Annotated in this window: 22 protein-coding genes and 3 pseudogenes; 12 read left to right on the forward strand and 13 right to left on the reverse strand. The window is 66.4% G+C overall.

The window, feature by feature from the left end; all coding sequences use genetic code 11:
• Genes H1S04_RS01330 through H1S04_RS01340 form a run of 3 tightly spaced genes read left to right on the forward strand, consistent with a single transcriptional unit; the run spans position 1 to position 2,249 of the window.
• The gene (locus tag H1S04_RS01330) at positions 1-765 is read left to right on the forward strand and encodes an SDR family NAD(P)-dependent oxidoreductase (RefSeq protein WP_181743763.1); all 765 of its coding nucleotides are present in this window, start codon (positions 1-3) and stop codon (positions 763-765) included.
• Between the two features lie 16 nt (positions 766-781).
• Complete coding sequence (locus H1S04_RS01335; RefSeq protein ID WP_181743764.1) at positions 782-1,510, forward strand: SDR family oxidoreductase; 729 nt, start codon at positions 782-784, stop codon at positions 1,508-1,510.
• A gap of 7 nt (positions 1,511-1,517) precedes the next feature.
• Positions 1,518-2,249, forward strand: coding sequence for an SDR family oxidoreductase (locus H1S04_RS01340; protein WP_181743765.1), 732 nt, complete (start codon positions 1,518-1,520; stop codon positions 2,247-2,249).
• A gap of 356 nt (positions 2,250-2,605) precedes the next feature.
• On the opposite strand, the gene H1S04_RS01345 is transcribed toward H1S04_RS01340, so the two are convergent.
• The 10 genes from H1S04_RS01345 to H1S04_RS01390 form a co-directional block, all read right to left on the reverse strand.
• Complete coding sequence (locus tag H1S04_RS01345) at positions 2,606-3,601, reverse strand: carbohydrate kinase family protein (protein ID WP_181743766.1); 996 nt, start codon at positions 3,599-3,601, stop codon at positions 2,606-2,608.
• Positions 3,598-4,176: a D-lyxose/D-mannose family sugar isomerase gene (locus H1S04_RS01350; RefSeq protein WP_181743767.1), complete on the reverse strand. Its 579-nt coding sequence runs from the start codon at positions 4,174-4,176 to the stop codon at positions 3,598-3,600. Before H1S04_RS01350 ends, H1S04_RS01345 begins: the two co-directional genes overlap by 4 nt.
• The gene (locus H1S04_RS01355) at positions 4,173-5,318 is read right to left on the reverse strand and encodes a Gfo/Idh/MocA family protein (RefSeq protein WP_181743768.1); all 1,146 of its coding nucleotides are present in this window, start codon (positions 5,316-5,318) and stop codon (positions 4,173-4,175) included. Before H1S04_RS01355 ends, H1S04_RS01350 begins: the two co-directional genes overlap by 4 nt.
• A gap of 3 nt (positions 5,319-5,321) precedes the next feature.
• Complete coding sequence (locus H1S04_RS01360; RefSeq protein WP_181743769.1) at positions 5,322-6,146, reverse strand: class I fructose-bisphosphate aldolase; 825 nt, start codon at positions 6,144-6,146, stop codon at positions 5,322-5,324.
• A gap of 13 nt (positions 6,147-6,159) precedes the next feature.
• Positions 6,160-6,888 carry an SDR family oxidoreductase gene (locus H1S04_RS01365; RefSeq protein WP_181743770.1) on the reverse strand — a complete coding sequence of 243 codons (729 nt, stop codon included), beginning with the start codon at positions 6,886-6,888 and terminating at the stop codon, positions 6,160-6,162.
• Between the two features lie 21 nt (positions 6,889-6,909).
• Positions 6,910-7,470 carry an adenylyl-sulfate kinase gene (locus H1S04_RS01370; RefSeq protein ID WP_181743771.1) on the reverse strand — a complete coding sequence of 187 codons (561 nt, stop codon included), beginning with the start codon at positions 7,468-7,470 and terminating at the stop codon, positions 6,910-6,912.
• A 188-nt stretch (positions 7,471-7,658) separates the two neighbouring features.
• A complete protein-coding gene (locus tag H1S04_RS01375; RefSeq protein ID WP_181743772.1) occupies positions 7,659-8,699 on the reverse strand; it encodes a LacI family DNA-binding transcriptional regulator in 1,041 nt (346 codons plus the stop codon).
• A 13-nt stretch (positions 8,700-8,712) separates the two neighbouring features.
• On the reverse strand, positions 8,713-9,960 hold the full coding sequence (locus H1S04_RS01380) for an FGGY family carbohydrate kinase (RefSeq protein ID WP_181743773.1): 1,248 nt from the start codon (positions 9,958-9,960) through the stop codon (positions 8,713-8,715).
• Positions 9,953-11,026 carry a class II aldolase/adducin family protein gene (locus H1S04_RS01385; RefSeq protein ID WP_220185065.1) on the reverse strand — a complete coding sequence of 358 codons (1,074 nt, stop codon included), beginning with the start codon at positions 11,024-11,026 and terminating at the stop codon, positions 9,953-9,955. Before H1S04_RS01385 ends, H1S04_RS01380 begins: the two co-directional genes overlap by 8 nt.
• On the reverse strand, positions 11,023-11,796 hold the full coding sequence (locus tag H1S04_RS01390; RefSeq protein WP_181743775.1) for an SDR family NAD(P)-dependent oxidoreductase: 774 nt from the start codon (positions 11,794-11,796) through the stop codon (positions 11,023-11,025). Before H1S04_RS01390 ends, H1S04_RS01385 begins: the two co-directional genes overlap by 4 nt.
• Before the next feature lie 299 nt (positions 11,797-12,095).
• On the opposite strand from H1S04_RS01390, the gene H1S04_RS01395 reads away from it, so the two are divergent.
• The 4 genes from H1S04_RS01395 to H1S04_RS01410 all read left to right on the forward strand — a co-directional run bounded on the left by H1S04_RS01395 (position 12,096) and on the right by H1S04_RS01410 (position 15,662).
• Complete coding sequence (locus H1S04_RS01395; RefSeq protein WP_220185066.1) at positions 12,096-12,821, forward strand: SDR family oxidoreductase; 726 nt, start codon at positions 12,096-12,098, stop codon at positions 12,819-12,821.
• 113 nt (positions 12,822-12,934) lie between these two features.
• Positions 12,935-13,915 carry an ABC transporter substrate-binding protein gene (locus H1S04_RS01400; protein WP_181743777.1) on the forward strand — a complete coding sequence of 327 codons (981 nt, stop codon included), beginning with the start codon at positions 12,935-12,937 and terminating at the stop codon, positions 13,913-13,915.
• Entirely contained in the window at positions 13,912-14,925 is a 1,014-nt protein-coding gene (locus tag H1S04_RS01405; protein WP_181743778.1) for an ABC transporter permease, read from the forward strand. The genes H1S04_RS01400 and H1S04_RS01405 overlap by 4 nt, the downstream gene beginning before the upstream one ends.
• The gene (locus tag H1S04_RS01410; RefSeq protein WP_181743779.1) at positions 14,922-15,662 is read left to right on the forward strand and encodes an ATP-binding cassette domain-containing protein; all 741 of its coding nucleotides are present in this window, start codon (positions 14,922-14,924) and stop codon (positions 15,660-15,662) included. The genes H1S04_RS01405 and H1S04_RS01410 overlap by 4 nt, the downstream gene beginning before the upstream one ends.
• A gap of 469 nt (positions 15,663-16,131) precedes the next feature.
• Here the strand turns inward: H1S04_RS01410 and H1S04_RS01415 are convergent.
• Positions 16,132-16,548: pseudogene (locus tag H1S04_RS01415) on the reverse strand (Gfo/Idh/MocA family oxidoreductase); the annotation flags it as partial.
• Between the two features lie 31 nt (positions 16,549-16,579).
• Positions 16,580-16,669: pseudogene (locus H1S04_RS18570) on the reverse strand (GntR family transcriptional regulator); the annotation flags it as partial.
• A 132-nt stretch (positions 16,670-16,801) separates the two neighbouring features.
• Here H1S04_RS18570 and H1S04_RS01425 point away from each other — a divergent pair.
• The 5 genes and pseudogenes from H1S04_RS01425 to dctP all read left to right on the forward strand — a co-directional run bounded on the left by H1S04_RS01425 (position 16,802) and on the right by dctP (position 22,274).
• A pseudogene (locus H1S04_RS01425) lies at positions 16,802-17,958 on the forward strand (LLM class flavin-dependent oxidoreductase).
• On the forward strand, positions 17,958-18,851 hold the full coding sequence (locus tag H1S04_RS01430; protein WP_181743781.1) for an aldo/keto reductase family oxidoreductase: 894 nt from the start codon (positions 17,958-17,960) through the stop codon (positions 18,849-18,851). Before H1S04_RS01425 ends, H1S04_RS01430 begins: the two are co-directional and overlap by 1 nt.
• 460 nt (positions 18,852-19,311) lie before the next feature.
• Complete coding sequence (locus H1S04_RS01435; protein ID WP_181743782.1) at positions 19,312-19,902, forward strand: TRAP transporter small permease; 591 nt, start codon at positions 19,312-19,314, stop codon at positions 19,900-19,902.
• Entirely contained in the window at positions 19,903-21,192 is a 1,290-nt protein-coding gene (locus tag H1S04_RS01440) for a TRAP transporter large permease (RefSeq protein ID WP_181743783.1), read from the forward strand.
• A 32-nt stretch (positions 21,193-21,224) separates the two neighbouring features.
• Positions 21,225-22,274 (forward strand): TRAP transporter substrate-binding protein DctP, encoded by a 1,050-nt coding sequence (gene dctP, locus H1S04_RS01445; RefSeq protein WP_181743784.1) that lies wholly within the window; start codon positions 21,225-21,227, stop codon positions 22,272-22,274.
• Between the two features lie 26 nt (positions 22,275-22,300).
• Here dctP and H1S04_RS01450 read toward each other — a convergent pair whose 3' ends face one another.
• Positions 22,301-23,167, reverse strand: a complete 867-nt coding sequence (locus H1S04_RS01450; protein WP_181743785.1) for an NAD(P)-dependent oxidoreductase — start codon at positions 23,165-23,167, stop codon at positions 22,301-22,303.
• Positions 23,168-23,291: the final 124 nt, after the last annotated feature.

Here is a 23,291-nt window from a genome sequence, read left to right on the forward strand (position 1 = left end):
ATGACGATGGATATTTTCCGGCTGGACGGAAAGGTGGCGCTGATCACCGGCGGCAATCGCGGCATCGGGCTGGCGGTGGCGCGCATCTTCGGCGAAGCGGGCGCGCGCTGCATGCTGACCAGCCGCAGCGAAACCCCGGCGCTGAAGGCGCTGCTGGCCGAGACGCCCGACCGCTTCGACTGGGTGCAGGCCGATGTGAACGATGCCGACGCGCCCGAACGGATCGTCCAGGCGACGCTGGACCGCTTCGGCAAACTGGACGTGCTGGTGAACAATGCCGGCGTGGCGGCGAATGGCGATTTCCACGATTTCGACGACGAGCGCATGCATTACATCTTCGATACCAACCTGATCGCGCCGTTCCGGATCGCCCGCGCCGCGATCCGGCCGATGCTGGACCAGGGCGGGGGCGCCATGGTCAATATCGGTTCGATCTCGGGCATGGTGGCCAACAAGCCGCAATTGCAGGTGGCCTATAACTCGTCCAAGGCCGCGATCCACACCATGACCAAGACCATGGCCTTCGAATATGCCGACCGTGGCATCCGGGTGAACGCCCTGGCGCCGGGCTATGTCGTCTCTGACATGACGGCAGGCGGGATCGCCAATGCCGACTGGAACAGGGTCTGGACGGAAAACACGCCGATGGGCCGCTTCGGTCAACCTGAGGAGATGGCGGCCTGCGTGCTGTTTCTCGCCTCGGACGCGGCGAGCTATGTCACCGGATCGGTGCTGGTCGCCGATGGCGGTTATCTGACGCATTAACGGATTGGGGAAAGACATGGGAACGGAAATGAAGAGCAAGATCGCGGCGATCACCGGCGGGGCATCGGGGATCGGCCTCGCCACGGCAGAGGCGCTGCTCGATGCGGGCGCCACCGTGGTGCTGGTCGACCGCGACGCGGCGGCACTGGAACAGCTGCGCGAACGGCTGGGCGAACGGGCGATCCCGCAGGTGACAGACCTGCTGGACCCGGAAAGCTGCGCGGCGATGGTGCCCCAAATCCTTGAAAAGGTGGACCATATCGACATCCTCCATTGCAATGCCGGCACCTATATCGGGGGGGATCTGGTGGAAACCGACCCTGCCACCATCGACAGGATGCTGAACCTGAATGTGAATGCGGTGATGAAGAACGTCCATGCGGTGATCCCGCATATGGCGGAACGCGGGACCGGCGACATCATCGTCACCTGTTCGGTGGCCGGCCATTTCCCCGTCCCGTGGGAGCCGGTCTATTCCGGCTCGAAATGGGCGATCACCTGTTTCGTCCAGACCATGCGCCGGCAGCTGAACAAGCAGGGTATCCGCGTGGGCCAGGTCTCGCCCGGACCGGTGATCTCGGCGCTGCTGGCGGACTGGCCCGAGGAGAACCTGCGCAAGGCCAAGGAAAACGGCAGCCTGATCGAACCGTCCGAGGTCGCCGACGCCATCATGTTCATGCTGTCGCGGCCGCGCAACGTGACCATCCGCGACATGATCGTTCTGCCGACCAATTTCGACATCTGAGGGCGACATGAGCGACTTCACCGGAAAGACCGTGCTGATCACCGGCGCGGCGGGCGGCATCGGCACCGCCCTGGCCGAGCGCTTCGCGGCGGCTGGCGCCCGGCTGGCGCTGGTGGATATCGCCGCCGCGGACGACCTGGCCGCACGGCTGGGCGCGGATCACCGCGCCTTTCAGCTGGACCTCGAAGACCCGGTGGCCATTGCCGAAACCGTGGCCGGGATCGGGACCGGGATGGGCATAGATGTGCTGATCAACAATGCGGGGCTGGGCGTGGTCTTTCCCGCGGCGAAGCCCGATGTGGCGCTGTGGGACCGCACCATGCGGATCAACCTGCGCGCGCCCTGGCTGATGGCGGTCGCGGCGCTGCCCTTCCTGAAAGCCTCGGGCGCAGGGCGGATCATCAACCTGTCCTCGCAGGCGGGGGTGGTGGCGATCGACGAACACGCCGCCTACGGATCCAGCAAGGCCGGGCTGATCCTGCTGACAAAGATCCTCGCACTGGAATGGGCGCCCTTCGGCATCACCACCAACGCCATCGCGCCCACGGTGGTGGAGACGCCGATGGCGCTGGTGGGATGGTCGGGCGAGAAAGGCGTGAAGGCGCGGCAGGAGATCCCGGTCGGCCGCTTCGCCAGACCCGCCGAGATCGCGGCGGCGGCCGCCTATCTGGCCTCCGAAGACGCGGGGATCATCAATGGCGAGACGCTGATGGCCGATGGCGGTTTCACGATCCGTTAGCGAGATTCTGCGGCCCATCGGCCGTTTCCGTCTGGCCGGGAGCGGGCGCGCTCTTGGGCGGATACCCGGGCCGACCCTTCCGAGCCAGACTGGCGGGCCAGCTGACGTCGTTACGGTCGATCGGGGATCGCAGCCGGCTGGCGAAATTATGCAGATCTGCGCGTGGTGGTTCCGGCCGGACAGGCGGGAAAGGCACGCTCGGCGCGAATAGGTCTGCGCGGCGCATCTTCAGCGTGCAGCAGAGTTGTTGAACATCTGCCGATCCGGTCGTTGCGGTCTCGCCACCCCGTCAGGCCACGGCACGGCGATCCCATGCCGATCAGCCGACGGGGGGCGCCGCCGCGCTTGCCCGCGCTTCAGGGGGATCGGCGCTCGAGGTCTTTCAGCAGGAATTTTCCCAGGCCTTCCGTCGCCGTCCGGGCGCCCAGACAGGCGGCGGCGGCGCGAAAACCCAGATCGACGCAGGCCACCTGCCCCCAGCCCTCGTGCAGCCCGTGGATCACCCCCGCCGCGAAGGCATCGCCCGCCCCGACCGGGCTGACGATCCTGTCGGGCGGCAGCGGCGTGGGCACATGGACCCGCGCCTGCCCGTCTTCCAGCCAGACCGTCAGCGCGCTCGAGTGCAGGATGACCGCGCGCCGCAGCCCACCCGCCGCCAGCGCATGGGCGGCGGCGATCAGGCCGGCCTCGTCAGCGGGGCCGCTGATCGGCAGGGCGGTCGCACGGGCAGCCTCGATCTCGTTGAGAAACAGGACGTCGATCTCGGGCAGGCAGCCGAAGACGGTCTGGCGAAAGCGCGCGCTTTGCGAGGAGACCAGATCGACGCAGGTCAGCATCCCCGCCGCCCGCGCCTCGGCCAGCACCGAAGCCGCACGGGGACGGCCATCGGCACCCGGCGCATCCAGCCAAGCGAGCAGGTTCAGGTAGCCGAGATAGAAGATCTTCAGCCCCATCGCGGCGAGGCCCGCGACGTCGATCCGGTCCGCATCCAGCAGGTCATTCGCGCCCGAGTGATGAAAGAAGGTGCGGCTATCGCCCGGCACGTTCATCACATGGGTCTGCGCGGTGGTCGCCTTCGCAGTCCGGCCGATCCGCGCCACCTCCAGCCCCGCCGCCCGCGCCAGCGCGATCATCTCGTCCCCGAGGGCGCGCGCGCCGACCAATCCGACCGGCACCACCGGATAATCCGCCCCCATCGCCACCAGCCCGGCGGCGACATTGGCAGGGCCGCCGCCCAGTCCGCTGGTCTGCGCCCGGATCTGGACCAGATCCGATTTTTCCGGCCAGACCGGGATGTCATGGACGACATCGAGGATCCAGTTGCCGGCGCAGGCAATGCCGGCCCGCGTCATGCTTCGGCCTCGTTCCACAACAGACGATAGGGCGACGCGTCCTCCTCGATTGCCGAAAACCCGCCGAGCGGTTCGAGGAAGAAGTTGGCGGCAGGATCGTCATTGCACTGGCTGACCTCGCCCGCGAAGGTGGGCGCGCCCTCGGCCCGGCAGCGGTGCTGCATGCCGCGCGGGACGGTGATGCCCTGCCCCGCCTCCGGCCGGTGGACGCGGCAGCAAGCAGGGTGTTCGGCGCCGTCGATGCGGACACGGTCGGGGACCGGTTCGCCGGTCCGCGGGACGTCGGCACCTTCGGGTGTGAACCCGATGCACAACATGCCGCCGCCGGGCAGGATGATGTCCTCCAGCTTCATGCGATGGACGTGGAAGGGGGATTCCTGTCCGACACCCGAGAACAGCAGTTTTTCGGCATGGGGCCGTTCGCCGGCCGTATCGAAGGTGCTGTTGCGGGTGCACAGCCGCACCAGCACCCGCCGGTCGAAATCGCCCGAGCCGAAATCGGGCGATGCCCAGACCTGCGCGGCCGGCATGGTTTCCGCGTCGCGAATGGCGGCGTTGATGCAGGACCGTTTCATTGCGGATACTCCACATCGACCACGCGGCCCTCGACACCGGCCGTCAGGGCGGCGGTCAGGATGGCGTGATGGGCGCCGGCTTCCTCGGGGGTGACGCAGGAAAAGCCGCGCGCGTCGCCGCCGGCCAGCTCATCCACGAAGGCCGCCCACATCTGCAAGATCGCATCCGTAAAGCCGAACTCGAAGATGCCGCCGGTGATGACCGGGAACAGCGATTGATAGCCCAGATCCTCGACCTGCCATGTCTGCCCCCCGCCGGGAGCATAGCGCATGAACCGCCATTGCCGGGGATTCTTGGTCGAGAACTCGGCCGAGCCGCGCATGCCAAGCACCCGGATGGACCAGGTGTTCGATTCCCCCGGCGCGATCCGCCAGGTTTTCAGAACCAGCGGAAATGCCTCCGCGCCTTCGCCAACCATGCCGGTGATGGTGGCATTGTCCCAGGTCTCGCAGGGGACGCGGCCGCCCTGGCCGTCGGGGCGCGTCCTCACCCGTTTCACCAGGGTGGCACCGACACGTTCGGGCCGCCAGCCCATGCGCAGCGGCACATGGCAGACATGCATCCCCAGATCGCCCATGCAGCCATATGCGCCATTCACGTCCACCATGCGCTTCCAGTTGATCGGCTTGTCGGGGTTGATGTCCGAAGAATGCAGGAAGGCGCATTCGACTTCCAGAATATCGCCCAACCCGCCCGAACGGGCAAAGTCGATCACCCGCTGCGCCCCCGGATAAAACGGCATCTCCGAGGAGCAGCGCACCAGTTGCCCCGGCCCATCCCGCAGCGCCGCCATGATCGCGGCATTCTGTGCGCGATCCATGCCGAAGGGCTTTTCGCCCAGCAAAGCTTTGCCAGAGGCGATGATCTCGGGATAGATTTCGGCGTGCAGGACGTGGGGCACGGCGCAATAGATCGCCTCGATACCGGGGTTGGCCAGCAGCGCGCGAAAGTCGGTGGTCTGCTGGGTGACCGAGGGGAGGTTCTCCGTATACCACTCCATCAACGCCGGATTGGTGTCGCAGACGGCAACGATCTCGGGCCGAGCGCGCATGTCGGTCAGATGCATCCAGCGCGCCGCGGCCGAGGCGAATTCGCGTCCCATCAGGCCGCAGCCGATGATGCCGAAGGTGATCCTGCGCATCGTCTAGCCCAGCCTCGCCATGGCGTCCTCGGTCGAGGCGCCGTCATGGACGATCGCCATCAGCGCCGCGGTCATGGCCGCCGGATCGGCATGGTGGATGACGTTGCGCCCGTAAACGATGCCGCGCGCACCCTGTTCCATCAGCACCCTGGTTCGCGACAGGATCTCGCGGTCCGAGACCTTGCCACCGCCGCGCACCAGCACCGGCACCCCCTGAGCGATCTGGATGACGCGGTGATATTCCTGCGGATCGTCGCAGGGATCGGACTTGATGATGTCGGCACCCAGTTCGACCGCCTGCCGGACCAGCGACAGGATCTTGTCGATATTGCCGTCGACCATATAGCCGCCCTTCGAATTGTCCTGCATCACCAGCGGCTCGATCATCAGCGGCATTCCGGCATCGTCGCAGGCGGGCTTCAGGCGGTTGATGTTGCGGATGCAGGCCTCGTAGACCTCGGGTTCGTCGGGAAGCATCAGCAGGTTGACCACCGCACAGGCGGCGTCCAGCCGGACGGCCTGCTCCACGGCGCGGTCGATCACCGCCGAGAACAGCCTGCGCGGCAAGGGCGTGCCATAGACATTGGCGATGTCGGTGCGCAGCACCAGTGCCGGGCGGTCCTTGCCGGGGCGCGACTGCAGGATCGGCGCGGTGCCGGGCGGCAGCTGGATGGCGTCGGGCCGGGCCTCGGCCACCACCTCGATTGCGTGGCGCATATCCTCGATCCCGCCGAGGAAACTGTGTTCGTTGAACATGCCGTGATCGATCGCCACGTCGAAGCAGTTCCCCGAGGTGCCGAACAGACGCATCATGCGGGCTTGTTTCATCTTTCCCTCCTCCTCAAACCGCCGTGAAGCCGCCGTCGATTGGCAGCGCCGCGCCCGAGATCATCGACGCGCCATCGGAGAGCAGGAAGGCGATGGGCGCGGCGATCTCCTCCTCGGTGGCCCAACGACCCAGCGGCATCTGCGCGAGGAATGGCCCCTCGATTTCCGGGCGCCCCCAATACCAGGCGGACATGGGCGTCATCACCACCGTGGGATGGACGCTGTTCACGCGGATGCCGTAGGGCCCCAGTTCCAGCGCGGAGACCTTGGTGATGTTATCCAGCGCCCCTTTCGAGGCGCCGTAGCTGACATGCCCCTTCAGCGCCACCAGCGAGGCCTGGCTGGAAACATTGACGATGGCCCCGCCCTGCCCCAACCGGATCATGCTGGCGGCGGCATATTTCGTCACCAGCAGCGCGCCGCGCGCATTGATGGCGATCACCCTGTCGAAGATGTCGATATCGGTGTCCATGGGTGTGGCGATCTCGCCGCCGAAACCGCCGCAATTGACCACCCCCCACAGGTCCAGCCCATCGAGCGCGGCGCGGACGCTGGCTTCCGAGGTCAGATCGAAGGCCAAGACCCGGCAACCGGTTTCCGCCGCGAGCACATCCAGCTTTTCGCCGTTCTGTCCGGCGGCGATGACATCGGCCCCCTTCTGCCGCAGCAGGCGCACGGTCGCCCCGCCGATCCCGCCGCTGGCGCCCGTCACCAGGATCGCCCCCTTGTCATAATCCGCCATTCGCCCCTCCTATCCGAAGCATCAGCCTGTCTCCTCTGCGCGCAGGGCGGCCAGAACCTGCGCCACGAACTCGTCCCCGGCCGGGCTGTTGCCATCGACCTCGATCACTGGACCCAGCGCCACCGGACGCGCGCGCGCCGTCAGGTCCCGCAGCGCGTCGGCGGCAGCGCTGGCGGGCGGATGCCCGGCGTGGTGGTGACCGGCGCTGTCGCGATAGCGGCGGTTGGCGTCGGCGGGTGCGACGGCGACCCAGATCTCGATCACGCGCGTGACACCGGCGCGCGCCAGATGGTCGCGCAGCACGCTTTCGGGCTGAAAACCGTGCCAGGCATCGATCACCGCGACCACGCTGTCGGGCATCTCGGCCACGAGGTTGAAGATCGCGTGATAGCCGGCGCGGCCGAGCATCCGGTCATGTTCGCGGTCGCCGGTGCCGATCTCGGCCAGCAGCCCCTCCTTAACACTGTCGAGGCAGAAAGGCATCGCCGCAACCCCCTGCCCGGTCAGCGCGCGGATCAGCAGGCGGGTGACGCTCGACTTGCCGCTGGCCGGTGGACCGTTGACCAGCACGAGCTGCTTCATGCCCGGCACATCCCTGCGTCGGTGGCGGCCGGTCCCGCCTCCCCCCTCAGCCGCACCGCCTTAACCGTCAGGCTGTGGTTCAGAAGCCGATCGGTTTCAGGGCGGCGGATGGCGTTTCTTTCGAAAATTTCTTTCATGCAGAGTCCTCGTTGTCCTGATTGGGCCGTTTGGACAGTCTGGATGCCCGATCAGGCGGAATCGCGCAGCACCAGCCGGGCGGGGATGCTGCGGAAGTCATGGGGGTCACCGGCGTGGCGCGGGGTCTCGATCCGGCTCAGCAGGATCGAGACCGCCTCGGCCGCGATGCGGGGCACATCCTGCTCCACCGTGGTCAGGCCGGGATGGAGAAACCGCGTCAGCGCATCATTGTCATGGCCCGCCAGATGGAAGCCCGACACCTTGCCCTGCGGGAACAGCCCGAATTCATGCGCCGCCTTCAACGCCCCCATGGCGATCCGGTCGCTGGCACACAGCACCGTTGCGCGGGTATGCCGGCCGGCGGCGAATTCGGCGCTCATCACCGCATGGCCGTGGCGCTCGAAATCCCAATGCGGGCCTGCCACTGCGCCGGCCAGCACCTCGGCCGGGCGATTGTGGCGGGCCATGGCGGCGCGATAGGCCTCGCTGCGTTCGACCGCGTTCATGTTCACGCGCGGCATGGGCAGAAAGACCGGATCATGGCCCGAGCGGATCAGGTAATCAACCATCAACCCGATGCTGTGCTGGTTGTCATTGCCGACGAAATCGAAGGCGTCGAGCTCGGTATCGGCGCGGGAATCGATCAGCACCAGCGGCAGATGCGCCTCGGTCCGGCGCAGCATTTCAGTGTCCGAGGCCAGCCCCAGCGGCGCGATCAGGATGCCGTCGGCATTCATTGAGCGCAGTGCCTCGATCGCTGCCACCTCGCGCGCGGGGTCGTTGTCCGAGTTCTGGACGATGATCTTGTAATCGCTCTGCCCGGCGGCGGCGTCGATGGCGTTGATGAGGCTCGTCTGGAAGATGTCGTTCAGATGCGGCACCACAACGCCGATCATGCCGGTGCGCTTGCGATTGAGGTTGCGGGCGAAGAAATTCGGCACATAGTCGACCGCCGCCAGCTGTGCCTCGATCTTGGCGCGGGTGTTGCTGCGCACACTGGACGGGTCGTGAAAATAGCGCGACAGCGTCGGGCGCGAAACGTCGATTTCGCCGGCGAGTTCCTCCATCGTGCGGATGGTCTTCCTGATCATGCCGGTCCCATGCTCAACCCTGACCCTCATTGAACAGCGCGGCGACCTGATCGACAAGGCTCGCCTCATAACTGCGCGGATGAATGGGGAAAGGCCAGCCTCCTTTCAGCGCCGTGATAAACTCGCGGTTTTCCGCAAAAGGCCCGGTCACATGGATCGGACCTTGCGCACTGATGGCGCGCAGCCCCGCGATGGTCTCCTGCGCCAGCAGCCGATCCAGCCCGGGCGCCGGATCCTCGTCGCCGGGCCGGACGGGCGCCCCGGTCCCGTCGATCAACCGGAAGCCGCCGGTCAACGGGTCCTGAGCAATGCGGCACAGTTCGGCCGGGCGCGCGGGCAGGTCGGCAGGGGCGGCCAGAATATCTGCCCGCGCCTTTCCAGCCATGAAACGGAAATTCGGCACCAGCCGGCCGAAGATATCGAGGCTGGCCATGACGCCGGGCGCCGCCTGGGGCGGCATCGCCTCGACCCCGATGGCGAAGGCGGTCAGCCAGGTGCCGGTGGACATGGCGATCGCGGGCGTCCTCGGGCCGCGACCGGCATGGGGCACCAGTGCGAGGCTGCTGTCATGGGCACCGACATGGACGGGGATGCCGGCTGGCAGACCATGCGCCGCCGCGAGAGCGGGACGCAGCACGCCGGCGACGGCACCGGCAGGCGCCAGCGGCGGAAACAGCCCGCCTGTCACCCGCGCCATCGCACCCCCCGCCGCCGTCCCATCCGTCAGCGACCACAGATCGCCATGACTGGTCGCATAGGAAATTTCGCTGAGCGCACGCCCCGTCAGCCGCCAGGTCCAGTATTGCGGCCAGAACAGCGCATGGCGGGCCCGCGCGACCCGATCGGGAAAGCGGTGGCGCAGCCAATGCAGTTGGGCGCCGATATTCAGGCCGCCCGGCATCCGGGGCGATCCGGTCACCGCGAAATCTGGCCGCAGGCGGTCATATTCCGTCGCCAGTTCATCCGGCCCGGCGAATTCGTAATCCGGCACCGGCAGCACCAGTCCGTCATCGTCCACCAGCGCCACCGTCGCGCCGTGGCCGATCACCATGATGCCCGAAAGCGGCGCCACCTCCGCGAATGCCGCCAGCGCCGAGAAGATGAACGCGGCCTGCAGCTCCACATCCAGATGCGGATAGGGCGGACCCGGCAGCACCCGGTTTTCCATTCGGCGCAGGGCAATCTCGCGCCGCGTGGTCAGATCGGCCAGAATGGCGCGGCTATTGGTCTTGCCGATATCGATGATGGCGACATTAGCCATCGGTGGCCTCTGCCCGGTTCTGCGCCTGACGATATTTCTCGGCATCCCAGTTCAGCAATTCGGCGCATTCGGCGGCGGTGAAATACCGGATCTCACCGCCGCCATTCATCAGATAGCGCTTGAGGACCATGGCATAGCCGGTCAGCAACGCCTGGGTCCCGCGCATGGCGTCGGTGCGGATCAATGCGCCATACCCCTCGACCAACACCACGGCGTTCAGCGGCAACGGTTGCGCCGCCAGCGCGGCAAGGCGCGCAGGCAGATCCGGCCCCGCCGGCAGGATCGGGATCGAAGGCCCGAAGAAGACGACGAAATCCGGCGCGATAGCGCAATTTCCGGCAAGCGCGCGCAGCGCCGGCGACAGTGCGAGGTCATGAGCGCCCGGCGCAGACGCCGGCGCATAGCCGGTTCCGTCCAGTCCGGCCAACGGCGCGGCCATCACCGACATCGCCGGGGTGCCAGTGCCGCCCAGAAGGCGCCGTATCCCGTCAATCAGCACCTCGGCCGCGCGGGGCGTATCAGCCCCGACGATCAGACCGTGATTGCCCAGCACGATGACCGGGGCCGTCTGCGCACCCGACGCGCGCAGCGCTTCGGTCAGCGGCACGCCCGGTTTCACATAGGGTTGCCAGTGGCAGTTCCTCCCCCCCAACCGCTGCTGAAGACGGGCGCCGGCATCGGCCAGAATGGCCGTGGCGATGGTATCGACGCAATGGACATGGATCACGCAACGCGAGGGCAACAGCGCATGAAAGGGCGCCTCGACCGAGGCGCGCAGGCCCCCCGGTCCGCCCGGCAGGGCCATCGCCGCGATCTCGGCTTCGGCCAGATTGCCCGCCAGCACCCGCGCCCGGAGCGCCGCCAGATCAAGCGGCACCATGATCGGTTGCCTCGCAGCCTCGGCCAGCCAGCAGCCCGAGGCCTTGATCCACATTACCCCGCCATCCTTGAGCGAGCTGTTTCCGCCCGCCCCCTGGATCAGCCCGATATCGCCGCCGATCCGGGCCGAGACCGCCAGGAACTCGTCCCAGAGCGCGCTTTGGGGATGCGCCACCACGTCTCTCACCAGCAGGTATAGCCGGCATCGGCCGAGACAATGGCCCCGGTCATCAGGCTGGACGCGTCCGAAGCGAGAAACAGCACCACCGAGGCGATTTCATCCGGGCGTCCCAGCCGTCCCATCGGCGTCATGTCCAGCCAGACCCGTTCCATTTCGGGGATGTCCTTCAGCACCCGGCTGACCAGTTCGGTCTCGATCACCGTGGGGGCGACGGCATTGACCCGGACCCCGCGCGCCGCCCATTCGGCGGCCAGCGATTTCGTCAGGTGATGCACCCCCGCCTTGGAGGCATTGTAGAAGCTCTGCTCCTGCGGCTTGTTCACGATCAGTCCCGACATCGACCCCATGTTGACGATGCTGCCGCGTCCCCGTGCCAGCATCCGCCGCCCGAAGCTGCGGGCACAGAAGAACACCCCGTCGAGGTTGACGGCCATGTGGCGCCGCCAATGATCGTCGGGGCAGTTCTCGGCCGGCATGTTGGACTGCACGATGCCGGCATTGTTGATCAGGATATCGACGCCGCCCTCGGCCTCGAGCGCTTCGGCAACGGCGTCAACGGCCGCGCTGTCGGTCACGTCGAGCGCGACCGCCTGCGCCTGACGACCGTCCGCGCGCATGGCATCGGCCTTCGTCGTGGCGGCAACCAGGTCCAGATCGGCGATCACCACCCGCGCCCCCGCCTCGGCGAGCGCGTCGGCGCAGGCGGCGCCGATTCCCTGTGCGCCACCGGTGACCAATGCCAGCCGGCCGCCCAGATCGAATTTCTGCAAATACATCGCCTTTCTCCCTCGCCGCGCGATTTCGCAGAGGGCTGCCCGCGTCCGCCGGCTGGCGCCCTACCATGGATGAAATCATGCGGCATATTATTTACATGCGTCAATTTCAATTTTGGCATATCACGACAACGCGGATCACATCTGCCGCGCTGCCGCCCTCATCATCATCGCCGTTCGGGGTATCATGGCAGCATTAGGAAGTTTTTTCTTTACGCGCGTAATTTATACTGGCAGCCTCTGACGGGGCGAGGAGGCCCCGGCGGGCCGGTCCCGCCCCGGGCGATCGACAGGGAGGGGTGATGTCTGAAGTTCAGGGAAAGGTGGCGCTGATCACCGGAGCGAGTTCCGGCATCGGGCTGGCCACCGCCGAGGCACTCGCCCGTGAGGGCGCCAGGGTGGCGCTGCTGGCGCGCTCTGTCGACAAATTGCAGGCTGCGGCCGAACGGCTGGGCCCCGATGCCATCGCCGTGGCAGCCGACCTGACCGCGCCGGACGCCCCCGAGAAGGTGTTGGCGCAGGTTGAGCAGGCGCTCGGGCCGGTCGACATCCTGATGGCCAATGCCGGAATCTACCTTGCCGGGGACGTCGCCAGCGCCGATCCCGGCGCCATTGACCGGGTGCTGGCCACCAATGTCACATCGGTCTTCCAGATGGTGCGCGCCGTCCTGCCCGGCATGATCGCGCGCGGCGGCGGTGACATCCTGGTGACCAGCTCGGTCGCGGGTCACCAGGCCATCCCGTGGGAGCCGGTCTACTCCGCCTCGAAACATGCGGTGCAATCCTTCGTGCACGGGCTGCGCCAGCAGGTCGGCCCGCAGAATGTACGGGTGTTGGCCATCGCGCCCGGCGTGGTGCTGAACGATCTCTGGGGGATTTCCGATCCCGAGGAGATCGACCGCAAGGCCGCCGAAGGCATGGGCCTGCGATCCGAGGACGTGGCCGAGGCGGCCCTGTTCATGCTGACCCGGCCGCGCAACGTGACCATCCGCGATCTGGTGATTCTGCCGCGGGCCCAGCAGATCTGACAGCCAAAGGCTTGCCCGGCAGGCCTCATTGCCGCCGGGGGCCACCCGTCGCGAGGAGGCGCGGCGGTCCAAAGCGGACCCGGCAAGGGCCGCACCCAACAGGAGGAGACAGCATGAAGACCTTTTTCATCTCCGCAGCGCTTGCCTGCGCGATGGCCACCGCCGGTCTGGCACAGGACGCCAAGGCGCCCGAGGACATCACCATCGCGTTGGTGCCGGGCCTGACCACCGACGCCTTCTACATCACCATGAACAGGGGCGCGCAGGCGGCGGCCGAGGCACTTGGCATCAAGGTCGATTTTCAGGGCGCGGAGGAGTTCGACCCGGTCCTGCAGACCCCGGTTCTGGATGCGGTGATCGGGCGCGGGCCCGACGCCATCCTGATCGCGCCGACCGACAGCACGCAGATGATCGAGCCGCTACGCCGCGCCTCTGACGCGGGCATTCCGGTCATCACCGTCGATACCTTCATCGACGATGGCAAATATCAGGACGGCGCGGGCGACGGGGATTTCCCGCTGGCCTATATTGCCTCGGACAATCTGGGCGGCGGCCGGATGGCGGCGCGTTACATGGCCGACAAGATCGGCGGCGAGGGCAAGGTCTACGTGTCCAACCTGCGGCCGGGCGTCTCGACCACCGATCAGCGCGAGGAAGGGTTCAAGGCCGAGATGGCCGCCAGCTTCCCCAAGATCGAAGTTCTGGAAACCCAGTATAACGACAACGACGCCTCGCTGGCCGCCTCGCAGTTCCAGGCTGTGCTGGCGCGCAATCCCGACATCAAGGGCGTGTTCGGGGCGAACCTGTTTTCGGCACTCGGGGCCGGGAACGGGGTCGAGAGCGCCGGCAAGGTCGATGACGTGACGGTGATCGCCTTCGATGCGCCGGGTTCCATCGTGAACAACATCTCCTCCGGGCTGATCGATGCGGCGATTGCCCAGCACCCGGCCGAGATCGGCTATTTCGGGGTCATGGCCGCCTATGCCAACCTGACCGGCCAATCGATCCCGACCGGCATCGGCACCGGTTTCACCGTCATCGACGCCGGGAATGTCGATGACGAGGCGACGAGGAAATTCATCTATTCGGAATGACGATGGAGCGCATCGCCAAACAGAACGGGACTTCATTCGTGAAGTCCCTGCTGAACGCCTGGTCCTGGCTGTTTCTGGTGCTGATCCTCGGTTTTTTCGAGATCTACGCCCAGACCCAGACCGGCAGCACCTTCGTGTTCCGGGTCTATAACCTGCAATCCATCGCGGTGGCGGCCTCGCAGATCCTGCTGCTGGCGCTCGGGCTGACGCTGGTGATCGTGGCGGGGCATATTGATCTGTCGATCGCCTTTTCCTCGGGCCTTGCATCGGTGGTGATCGCGCTGGTGATCCGGGCGGCCGGCCCCGACGCGGGCTGGGAGATCGTGGCGCTGGCGGCCTTAGCCGGGCTGGGGGCGGCGGCCGTCGTCGGGCTGGTGAACGGCTGGCTCGTCGCCTGGCTGGCGGTGCCGAGCTTCATCGGCACGCTGGGCACTTACGGGGTAGCGCGGGGGGCAGCACTGATAATGGCCGGCGGGGCCACGGTGTCGATCCGCAACGAACATGCGCGCGAGATCGGCAACGGCAACCTGCTGGGCTTTCCGATCTCGCTGATCACCGCGATCGTGCTGGCGCTGATCTGCCACTACGTCTTGCAGCACACCCGCTTCGGCGCCCATACCTATGCGCTTGGCGCCAACCCCGCCTCGGTCGAACGCGCGGGCGTCGATGTGAAGCGGCACCTGCTGATCCTGTTCGTGATATCGGCGCTGACGGCGGCGATGGGCGGGCTGATCTATACGTTTCGATTCTCCGCAGGCGCGGCGAATTCGGGCGAGCCGATCCTGCTTTACGCCGTTGCCGCCGTCTTCATCGGCGGGGCATCCCTGACCGGCGGCCAGGGCACCATCACCGGCACGGTGATCGGAGCCTTCATCATCGCGGTGATCCAGTTCGGCCTGGTCTTCTGCGGTCTGCCCCCCTACTGGCAATTCGTCGCCGTGGGGCTGGTCATCATCGTGGCGGTGCTGGTCGATCAGTCGAAGGATCGGATCGTGGGGGCGCGAGCATGACCGAACTTCTGAAGGTCGCGGGCCTGCGCAAGCGTTTCGGCGGCAACGAGGCGGTGAAGAACGTCACCTTCACCGTGAACGCCGGCGAATGCGTGGTGTTGGCGGGCGATAACGGCGCGGGCAAATCGACGGTCATCAAGATGATTTCGGGCGTTCATGCGCCGACCGATGGACTGGTTTACCTGAATGGCGAGCTGTTGACCGGCCGCACTCCCGAGGCGGTGCGCACGGCTGGGATCGAGACGATCTATCAGGATCTGGCGCTGGCGGATAACCTCGATCCCGGCCTGAACCTGTATCTGGGGCGCGAGCGCACCATCCGCCGCTTCGGCCTGCCATTTCTGGACCGCAAGACCATGCGCAGGGATGCGGTCGAGGTGATGAAAAGCCTTGGCATCGTCGTCCCCGACCCAAGCGCCCCGGTGCGCGAGATGTCGGGTGGTCAGCGTCAGGCCATCGCCATTGCCCGCGCGATCCACTGGCAGGCGCGGCTGGTCATCATGGACGAGCCGACGGCCGCGCTCGGTGTGCCCGAACAGCGCGAGGTGATGGCGCTGATCGAACGGCTGAAGGCCAAGGGGGTGGGGATCATCCTGATCTCGCACAACCTGCCCGACATCTTCGCCGCCGCCGACCGCATCATCGTGCTGGCGCGCGGCGTGGTGGCCGGCGAACGCCGTCCGGCCGACACCAATGACGAGGAGATCGTCCGCATGATGATGGGCGCGACCCTGTAAAGTCGCGCCCCGCGGGTTTATCCGACCCCCCGACCGGGAACATGGTTTGAGCGCCTCGCTGCGCGATGGCGCGGGCGCCGTGCCGCACCAGCTGTGTGCGCCCGGTCGGCATCCCAACTGCCGCGCAGGAGATCGGCAGCGTCCGGGCGGAAAGCGGCTCCGGCATCACCTCCCCCCGGCACGGTGAACATCAACGGTCGGTCCGATTTTTTTCCGTGCGGGACCTCTGCTGCGATGGCAACCGTTACACAGGCCCGCAAATCGCCGCGCCGCCTGCGGTCAGCGCCGGAAAATCCCGGTGCTGCCGCCGTATCCGGCTGAGGGCTATCCCGGCCCCGACGGTCAGCGCCATCGCGAGAATCAGCAGGGCGATGAGGCCATGACCGGGTTCGCGGCCCCGGCACAACCCGGACACCCGCCTCGCCGAGATCCCTCATATCGCCCATTCCGACAGCACCCGCGTCGGGCGCGGATCGACCGGCCAATGGGTCACGCGAGGGCCCTTCGGCGCACGAGGGCTTTCGACGAGTTGCGGCACCGGCGATGGCCTCTGTCCGGCCGGCCAGAACCGGTCGGGACCGGGCACCAGGGCCTCGATCTTGCCAGCAGGGCCGAGGGCTGCAAGCTCCTCCTGATAGCGCGCGCCCTCCGCGAACATGCTCAGATCCAGCATGGCGCGGGTCCCGTCGCCGAAATCGACGATGACGAAGCCGTGGTCCCGGACATCGGGCGTCGCGCCATCATAGCGCTCGTCCAGATGATTGACCGCCTGGCCGGCGCTTGCCATCACCCGCACCGGTTCGGCCTGCAAGATCAGCCGCATGAGGTCGAAGAAATGGCAGCATTTCTCGACCCGCGTGCCTCCATTCCAGAAGCCCCTGCCCGGTCAGTTCGGCCAGCGATTTGCGCAGCGTCCCGACCGAAGCCCCGAACCGCGCCGCCAGTTCGCGTTCGGGCGCGAGGCGTTCGCCGTCCAGAAGATGACCGGCGGCGATCTCGCGCGCCATAAGGTCGCTGATGCGGATATAGATCAGCAGGGCTGTGGGGTATTCATGGCCGGCCCGCGATGAATTGATACATCATTGCTGTATAAAAAATCCTGATGGGCAAGGAAGAATCGCGGCGGGGAAATTTATCGCATGACCGTTGTCCCGATCACCTCCGCCACGCTTGATGCCGCCGAGATCGCGTGGTTTTCCGCCCTCTGCTCGGATGATTACCGTTATCTGGGGGTGCCGGACGGGACGCTGCGGTCCAGTTGGGATCATTGCGCCGCTATCGTGCGCATGGCCGAGGCGCAGGGGTTTGACAATATCCTGTGCCTGTCCTCCTATCAGGTGGGGCAGGACACGCTGAGCTTCGTCGCCGGCTGCGCACCCCTGACCAAGCGCATCAACATGCTGGCTGCCAGTGCTGCGGCGAGATGCAGCGGATCATGCTGGCCCGCACCATCGCCACGCTGGACCATATGCTGAAGGGCCGACTGGTTCTGAATATCATCAGCAGCGACTTTCCCGGCGAGACGGCCGACAGCACTTTCCGCTACCAACGCTCGCGCGAGGTGGTCGAGATCCTGAAACAGGCCTGGACGCGGGACGAGATCAACCATGACGGTGCGGTCTATCGGTTCCACAGCGTCCCGACTGCTCCGGCGAAGCCCTTTCAACAGAATGGCGGCCCGCTTCTTTATTTCGGCGGCTACAGCCCCGACGCGCTGGAACTGTGCGGCCAGCATTGCAACGTTTATCTGATGTGGCCCGAAACGCGCGAGGATCTGGCCGGGCGGATGCGAGCGGTGAACGCCGTGGCCGAACGCCATGGCCGGACACTGGATGTCGGGCTGCGTGTCCATGTCATCGTCCGCGAAACCGAGGCCGAGGCGCGCGATCATGCGCGCAGGCTGGTCTCGAAGCTGGATGACGATCTGGGTCGGGCGATCCGCGAACGGGCGCTGGATGCGGGGTCGCTGCGTGTGGCGCATCAGACCCGCAACCGCGACCTTGCCGATATGGATGGCTTAATCGAACGGCACCTGTGGACGGGGATCGGCCGGCTGCGGTCGGGCTGCAGGGCGGCAATCGTCGGGTCGGCCGATCAGGTGCTGTCGGAAATCGAGGCCTACCGGAAGATGGGCATCCGCGCCTTCATCTTCTCGGGCTATCCGCATCTGGACGAATGCGAATATTTCGGCAAACTGGTCCTGCCGCATGTGAAGACCTGTTCGCCGCCCGAGGCTTACGGACGGGTGCCGGCAAGGACCCCCGCCACCCCGCTTGGAACCGGAGAACGCTGCTGATGGAACGCGTGGCCCTGAATGCCGATCTGGACCTCAGCCGCATCGTCTATGGCATGTGGCGTCTGGCCGGGGATGCCGATACCAGCCCCGCCCATGTCCGCGCCAAGATCGATGCCTGTCTGGAACAGGGCATCACCAGTTTCGATCAGGCCGACATCTACGGCGATTACGAAAGCCAGGCGGTGCTGGGCCGGGCGCTGAGGGCCGCGCCCGGATTGCGCGAGCGGATCGAGATCGTCAGCAAGGCCGACATCGCGCTGATCTCGGACAAGGCGCCGGGACGCCGGATCAAGCATTACGATACCGGGCGGGCGCATGTGCTCGCCTCGGTCGAGCAATCCCTGCTGGAGATGGGGCTGGACTATCTGGACCTGCTGCTGATCCACCGGCCCGACCCGCTGATGGATCAGAACGAGACCGGCGCCGTGTTGGACGAACTGGTGACCAGCGGCAAGGTCCGCGCGGTCGGGGTGTCGAACTTCCGGCTGTTCGATTGGAACCTGCTGCAATCGGCGATGAAAACGCCGCTGGTGACCAACCAGATCGAGTTGAGCCTGATCCATTCCGAACCCTTCCGCAATGGCGACCTCGCCTTCCTGCAGGAGCGCGGTATCCCGCCGATGGCCTGGTCGCCGCTGGCGGGGGGCGCGCTGTTCGACGGCGCGAACCCGGCGCTGCTGGCGCGCCTGAGCGAGATCGGCGCCGCGCACGGCACCGACGCCACTGCCGTGGCCGTCGCCTGGCTGCTGCGTCACCCGGCGCGGATCATCCCGGTGCTGGGCAGCAACAATCTCGATCGCATCCGCCGCATGGCCGAGGCCACGCGCATCACCCTCGACCGCGAAAGCTGGTTCGAGCTTTACCAGCTCGGCAATGGCTTCGAAGTTCCCTGAAGATCGCGGAACCCATGCAACAGCCCCACCATTCCCCTTCTTGGGTCGAGACCGTGCGCGCCTGTCGCGATGCATCCGGCCGGTGTGCGCCTGAAATGGCGGGGGTGTCCGCGCACGGCCTCCGTTCGCGTGCGGTGACGCGGGCGCTATGGCCGCCCGCGCCGACCGCGTGCGACTTCACCCTGTTGAGAGGGGCCACGCGCCTCGCCCTCCACATGCCGTCCCGCGGACAGGGCCTGCCGCGTCACGGCCTCGCCCGCGCGGCGAACCCCGACCTGCCGGGCCAGTTGCGCCGCCCGCAGGGGCTTTCGGTCGCGTTTCGCATACCGGCGCCGGGACGTGCATGACGAAGCCGATCATGCCATGGTCCCTGGCAGGGGCGCGCCGCTTCTGTTCTGTCGCGGCCGAACCGCGTCGCAATAAGGGCCCCACGACAGACGGGCCGCAGGAAGGGGAAGCGATGAGCGACATCCTCATAAAATTGTTGAGGCCGCTGGAATGGATCAATGCGCGGCTGACGGGACTGGGATCTCTGCTTGGCGCGCTGGCGCTGGCACTGATGGTTCTGGTGATCCTGACACAGGTTTTCTGCCGCTATGCGCTGAACAACGCCCTGCCCTGGCCCGAGGAGGCCGCGCGCTTCCTGATGCTGTGGATGACCGGGCTGGCCGCGCCCGCCGTCTATCGCCGGGGCGGCTTCGTGGCCATCGACATGCTCGAGGCCGCGCTGCCGCGCCGGGCGGCCGCGGCGCTGGCACTGGCATTGCTGGTGATCTCGGCACTGGTGCTGGCGATGGCGTTGCAATTCGGCTGGAAGCACGTCAATTCGGGCTGGCTGTTCAATGCCGCGTCGCTGTGGGTGCCGCTGGACCTGCTGGGGATGGCGGCGATCCGGGTCAAACTGGCCTGGATGTATATGTCGATCTTCCTGGGCTTCGCTCTGCTGATGGCCGTGAATGCCGAGCTGATCCTGCGCAGCCTTATCCAACTGGGCGGCGGGGGCGACCGGCTGACCACGATTCCCTCCACCGTCATGGCGGAGGCCGAATAGATGCTGCTGTGGTTTCTTCCGGTTTTTCTGATCCTGCTGCTGATCGGGCTGCCGGTGTTCTTCGCCCTGCTGGCGGCGCCGGGACTGGTGCTGTGGCTGAACGGGCAGGAACGCGATGTCGCGCTGCTCTATCGCAATGTCTATAACGGCATGGACAGCTTTCCACTCATGGCGATCCCCTTCTTCATGCTGGCGGGCGAGTTGATGAACCGGGGCGGCATCACCGAACGCCTGGTCGAATTCGCCCAAGCCCTGATGGGCCATCTGCGCGGCGGGTTGGCGCATGTGAACATCCTGTCGTCGATGCTGTTCGCCGGTCTGTCGGGGTCGGCGGTGGCCGATACCTCGGCGCTGGGATCGATGCTGATCCCGGCGATGGAAAAGCAGGGTTATACGCGACGCTTCTCGGCGGCAATCACCGCGGCTTCCAGCGTGATCGGGCCGATCATCCCGCCTTCCGGGATCATGATCATCTATGCCTATGTGATGGGCGAAAGCGTGGCGGCGCTGTTTCTGGCCGGAATCGTGCCGGGGATCCTCGTCGGGCTGTCGCTGATGCTGATGGTCAAGGTCATGGCCGACCGATATGACTTTCCCGTCGCCAGCCCCCGCACCACCTGGCGCGAGAAGGGTCAGGCCAGCCTGAAGGCATTCTTCCCGCTGATGACGCCCGTCATCATCATGGGCGGCATCCTGGGCGGCATCTTCACCCCGACCGAGGCCGCCGCTGTTGCCGCCGCCTACGGGCTGGTGATCGGGCTGTTCGTCATGCGGACGCTGACCCTGCGTGACATTCCGGGCATCCTGCAGCGCTCGGCCGCGACCTCGGCGGTGGTGCTGCTGCTGGTCGGCGCCGCCATGGCCTTCAAGACCGTGGTCAGCCTGTCCCACGCGCCCGAGATCCTTGCCGCGGTGATCCTCGGGCTGTCCGAGAACCCGCTGATCCTGCTGTTCCTGATCAACGTGCTGCTGTTCATCGTCGGCATGTTTCTGGACGCGGGGCCGGCGATCATCATCCTCGGGCCGGTGCTGGGGCCGATCTTCACCCAGATGGGGGTCGATCCGATTCATTTCGCCATCATCATGTCGGTCAACCTGACGGTCGGCCTGATCACGCCGCCGATGGGACTGGTGCTGTTTGTGGCATCCTCGGTCTCGGGCGAACGGATCGCCACCATCGCGCGCGCGATCCTGCCCTTCCTCGCGATGGAGGTGATCGTGATCTTCCTGATCACCTATATCCCGGCGATTTCGATGACGATCCCGCGTTTGACGGGCTTTGCCGATTAGGCTGTTATGCACAAACCACAAGGGAGACGACGATGCTGACCAGAACCCTGACCGCAATGGCGCTGATCTGCGCGTTCGGCACCGCCGCCGCCGCGCAGGAATACACGCTGCGTGCCACCGCCAATTCCAACGAACAGGACGAGGATTTCGACGGGCTGGTCGTGTTCAAGAACTATGTCGAGAACGCCTCGAACGGCGCCATCAAGGTCGAACTGTTCATCGGCACCCAACTGTGCGGCAACGGCGCCGAATGCCTGCAGGGTGTGGCCGATGGGTCGATCGACATCTTCATCGCGACCTCCAGCGGGGCGGCGGGGATCTTCCCCTATATCCAGGTGCTCGACCTGCCCTATCTGATGGATGACGACCGGGTCGCGGAAAAGCTGCTGACCGGGGATTTCCCGCTGAAGCTGCGCGACATGGCGCTGGAAAGCAGCGGCGGCAAGATCCGGCTGATGACCATCGGCAATACCGGCGGCTGGCGCAGCTTCGCCAATACAGAAAAGCAGGTCCGCAGCCCCGCCGATCTGGCCGGGATGAAGCTGCGCACCGTCGAAGCCGACCTGCCGCAGGAACTGGTGCGCGCCTTCGGGGCCTCGCCCACGCCGATTCCCTGGCCCGAGCTGTTCACCTCGTTGCAGACCGGCGTGGTCGAGGGGACGCAGAACGGCATCACCGACATCATGAACATGAAATTCCCCGATGCCGGGCTGGATTACCTGACCCTCGACAACCACGCCTATATGAGCGCCTTCTGGTTCATGTCGAATGACAGTTTCATGGCCCTGCCCGAGGATTTGCGCCGCGTCGTCGTCGATGGCTTCTATCAGCTGCAGCAGGCGACCTTCGCCAGCCCCAAGCGCAAATCCATCAGGGGATACGAGGATTTCGTCGCCGGCGGCGGCGATCTTTACGTCCCCACGCCCGAGGAAAAGCAGGCTTTCCGGGACGCCGCCGCGCCGGTTTACGAATGGTTCACGACCAGCGTCGATGGCGGTGCCGAAATCTTTGCCACCTTCGAGGAGGCCGTCGCCAAGGCCCAGTCCGAGGTCGATGCCGAACGCGCAGCCGAGATGAACTGACGCGCGGGGGCGGCGGCGTGCCGCCCCTAACGCCGCAACCGCGCGATCAGCGACGAAGTATCCCACCGCCCGCCGCCCATGCCCTGCACCTCCTTGTAGAACTGGTCCACCAGCGCCGTGACCGGCAGGCTGACGCCCAGATCGTCCGAGGCATCGAGGCAGATCCCCAGATCCTTGCGCATCCAGTCGACGGCGAAGCCGTGTTCGAATTCGCCCGCCGCCATGGTCTTGTGGCGGTTGGCCATCTGCCAGCTGCCGGCCGCGCCCTGGCTGATGACCTCGACCACCTTCTCGATCTCCAGCCCCGATGCCTCGGCGAAGCGCAGCGATTCCGACAGCGCCTGCACCAGCCCGGCAATGGCGATCTGGTTGCACATCTTTGTGGTCTGGCCCGCGCCCACCGGCCCCATCAACCGGCAGATCTTGGCATAGGCCTCGATCACCGGCCGGGCGCGGTCGAAATCCGCCGGGCTGCCGCCGCACATCACCGAAAGCTGGCCGTTTTCCGCCCCCGCCTGGCCGCCCGAAACCGGCCCGTCGACATAGCCGATCCCGGCGTCCGCCGCGATTTCCGCCAGTTCACGCGTCACCCGCGCCGACACCGTGGTGTGGTCGACGAAAATCGTGCCAGCGCCCATGCCGGCGAAGGCGCCGTCTTCGCCCAGACAGACGCTGCGCAGGTCGTCGTCATTGCCCACGCAGGCCATGACGAATTCGGCGCCCATGGCGGCCTCGCGCGGGGTGGGGGCGGCGCGGCCGCCATGGCGTTCGACCCAGGCCCCGGCCTTGGCGGGGCTGCGGTTATAGACGGTGACCTCGTGGCCCGCGGCAGCCAGATGGCCCGCCATTGGAAAGCCCATCACGCCCAGTCCCAGAAATGCCACCTTCGCCATTAAAGCCCCCTTTTCCTGCCGTTATCCGCGTTGAAAGCCAGCTTCGCTTGGCCTACACAGCCGCAAAGACACCACCCCCCGGCCCCGCGGTCAAGCGAGGGCGTTGCGAAGGATGCCGCCCGAA

It is taken from the genome of Paracoccus sp. S1E-3 (genome assembly GCF_013868135.1).
Classification (GTDB): Bacteria; Pseudomonadota; Alphaproteobacteria; order Rhodobacterales; family Rhodobacteraceae; genus Paracoccus.

What these genes read in the sequence shown, in the direction of transcription:
- H1S04_RS01375 (WP_181743772.1), bottom strand. Translation starts at nt 8,699, where the DNA reads ATGATCAGGAAGACCATCCGCACGATGGAGGAACTCGCCGGCGAAATC.
- H1S04_RS01350 (WP_181743767.1), bottom strand. Translation starts at nt 4,176, where the DNA reads ATGAAACGGTCCTGCATCAACGCCGCCATTCGCGACGCGGAAACCATG.
- H1S04_RS01335 (WP_181743764.1), top strand. Translation starts at nt 782, where the DNA reads ATGGGAACGGAAATGAAGAGCAAGATCGCGGCGATCACCGGCGGGGCA.
- H1S04_RS01365 (WP_181743770.1), bottom strand. Translation starts at nt 6,888, where the DNA reads ATGGCGGATTATGACAAGGGGGCGATCCTGGTGACGGGCGCCAGCGGC.
- H1S04_RS01400 (WP_181743777.1), top strand. Translation starts at nt 12,935, where the DNA reads ATGAAGACCTTTTTCATCTCCGCAGCGCTTGCCTGCGCGATGGCCACC.
- H1S04_RS01410 (WP_181743779.1), top strand. Translation starts at nt 14,922, where the DNA reads ATGACCGAACTTCTGAAGGTCGCGGGCCTGCGCAAGCGTTTCGGCGGC.
- H1S04_RS01405 (WP_181743778.1), top strand. Translation starts at nt 13,912, where the DNA reads ATGACGATGGAGCGCATCGCCAAACAGAACGGGACTTCATTCGTGAAG.
- H1S04_RS01440 (WP_181743783.1), top strand. Translation starts at nt 19,903, where the DNA reads ATGCTGCTGTGGTTTCTTCCGGTTTTTCTGATCCTGCTGCTGATCGGG.
- H1S04_RS01430 (WP_181743781.1), top strand. Translation starts at nt 17,958, where the DNA reads ATGGAACGCGTGGCCCTGAATGCCGATCTGGACCTCAGCCGCATCGTC.
- dctP (WP_181743784.1), top strand. Translation starts at nt 21,225, where the DNA reads ATGCTGACCAGAACCCTGACCGCAATGGCGCTGATCTGCGCGTTCGGC.
- H1S04_RS01330 (WP_181743763.1), top strand. Translation starts at nt 1, where the DNA reads ATGACGATGGATATTTTCCGGCTGGACGGAAAGGTGGCGCTGATCACC.
- H1S04_RS01370 (WP_181743771.1), bottom strand. Translation starts at nt 7,470, where the DNA reads ATGAAGCAGCTCGTGCTGGTCAACGGTCCACCGGCCAGCGGCAAGTCG.
- H1S04_RS01395 (WP_220185066.1), top strand. Translation starts at nt 12,096, where the DNA reads ATGTCTGAAGTTCAGGGAAAGGTGGCGCTGATCACCGGAGCGAGTTCC.
- H1S04_RS01380 (WP_181743773.1), bottom strand. Translation starts at nt 9,960, where the DNA reads ATGGCTAATGTCGCCATCATCGATATCGGCAAGACCAATAGCCGCGCC.
- H1S04_RS01360 (WP_181743769.1), bottom strand. Translation starts at nt 6,146, where the DNA reads ATGAAACAAGCCCGCATGATGCGTCTGTTCGGCACCTCGGGGAACTGC.
- H1S04_RS01390 (WP_181743775.1), bottom strand. Translation starts at nt 11,796, where the DNA reads ATGTATTTGCAGAAATTCGATCTGGGCGGCCGGCTGGCATTGGTCACC.
- H1S04_RS01450 (WP_181743785.1), bottom strand. Translation starts at nt 23,167, where the DNA reads ATGGCGAAGGTGGCATTTCTGGGACTGGGCGTGATGGGCTTTCCAATG.
- H1S04_RS01340 (WP_181743765.1), top strand. Translation starts at nt 1,518, where the DNA reads ATGAGCGACTTCACCGGAAAGACCGTGCTGATCACCGGCGCGGCGGGC.
- H1S04_RS01345 (WP_181743766.1), bottom strand. Translation starts at nt 3,601, where the DNA reads ATGACGCGGGCCGGCATTGCCTGCGCCGGCAACTGGATCCTCGATGTC.
- H1S04_RS01355 (WP_181743768.1), bottom strand. Translation starts at nt 5,318, where the DNA reads ATGCGCAGGATCACCTTCGGCATCATCGGCTGCGGCCTGATGGGACGC.
- H1S04_RS01435 (WP_181743782.1), top strand. Translation starts at nt 19,312, where the DNA reads ATGAGCGACATCCTCATAAAATTGTTGAGGCCGCTGGAATGGATCAAT.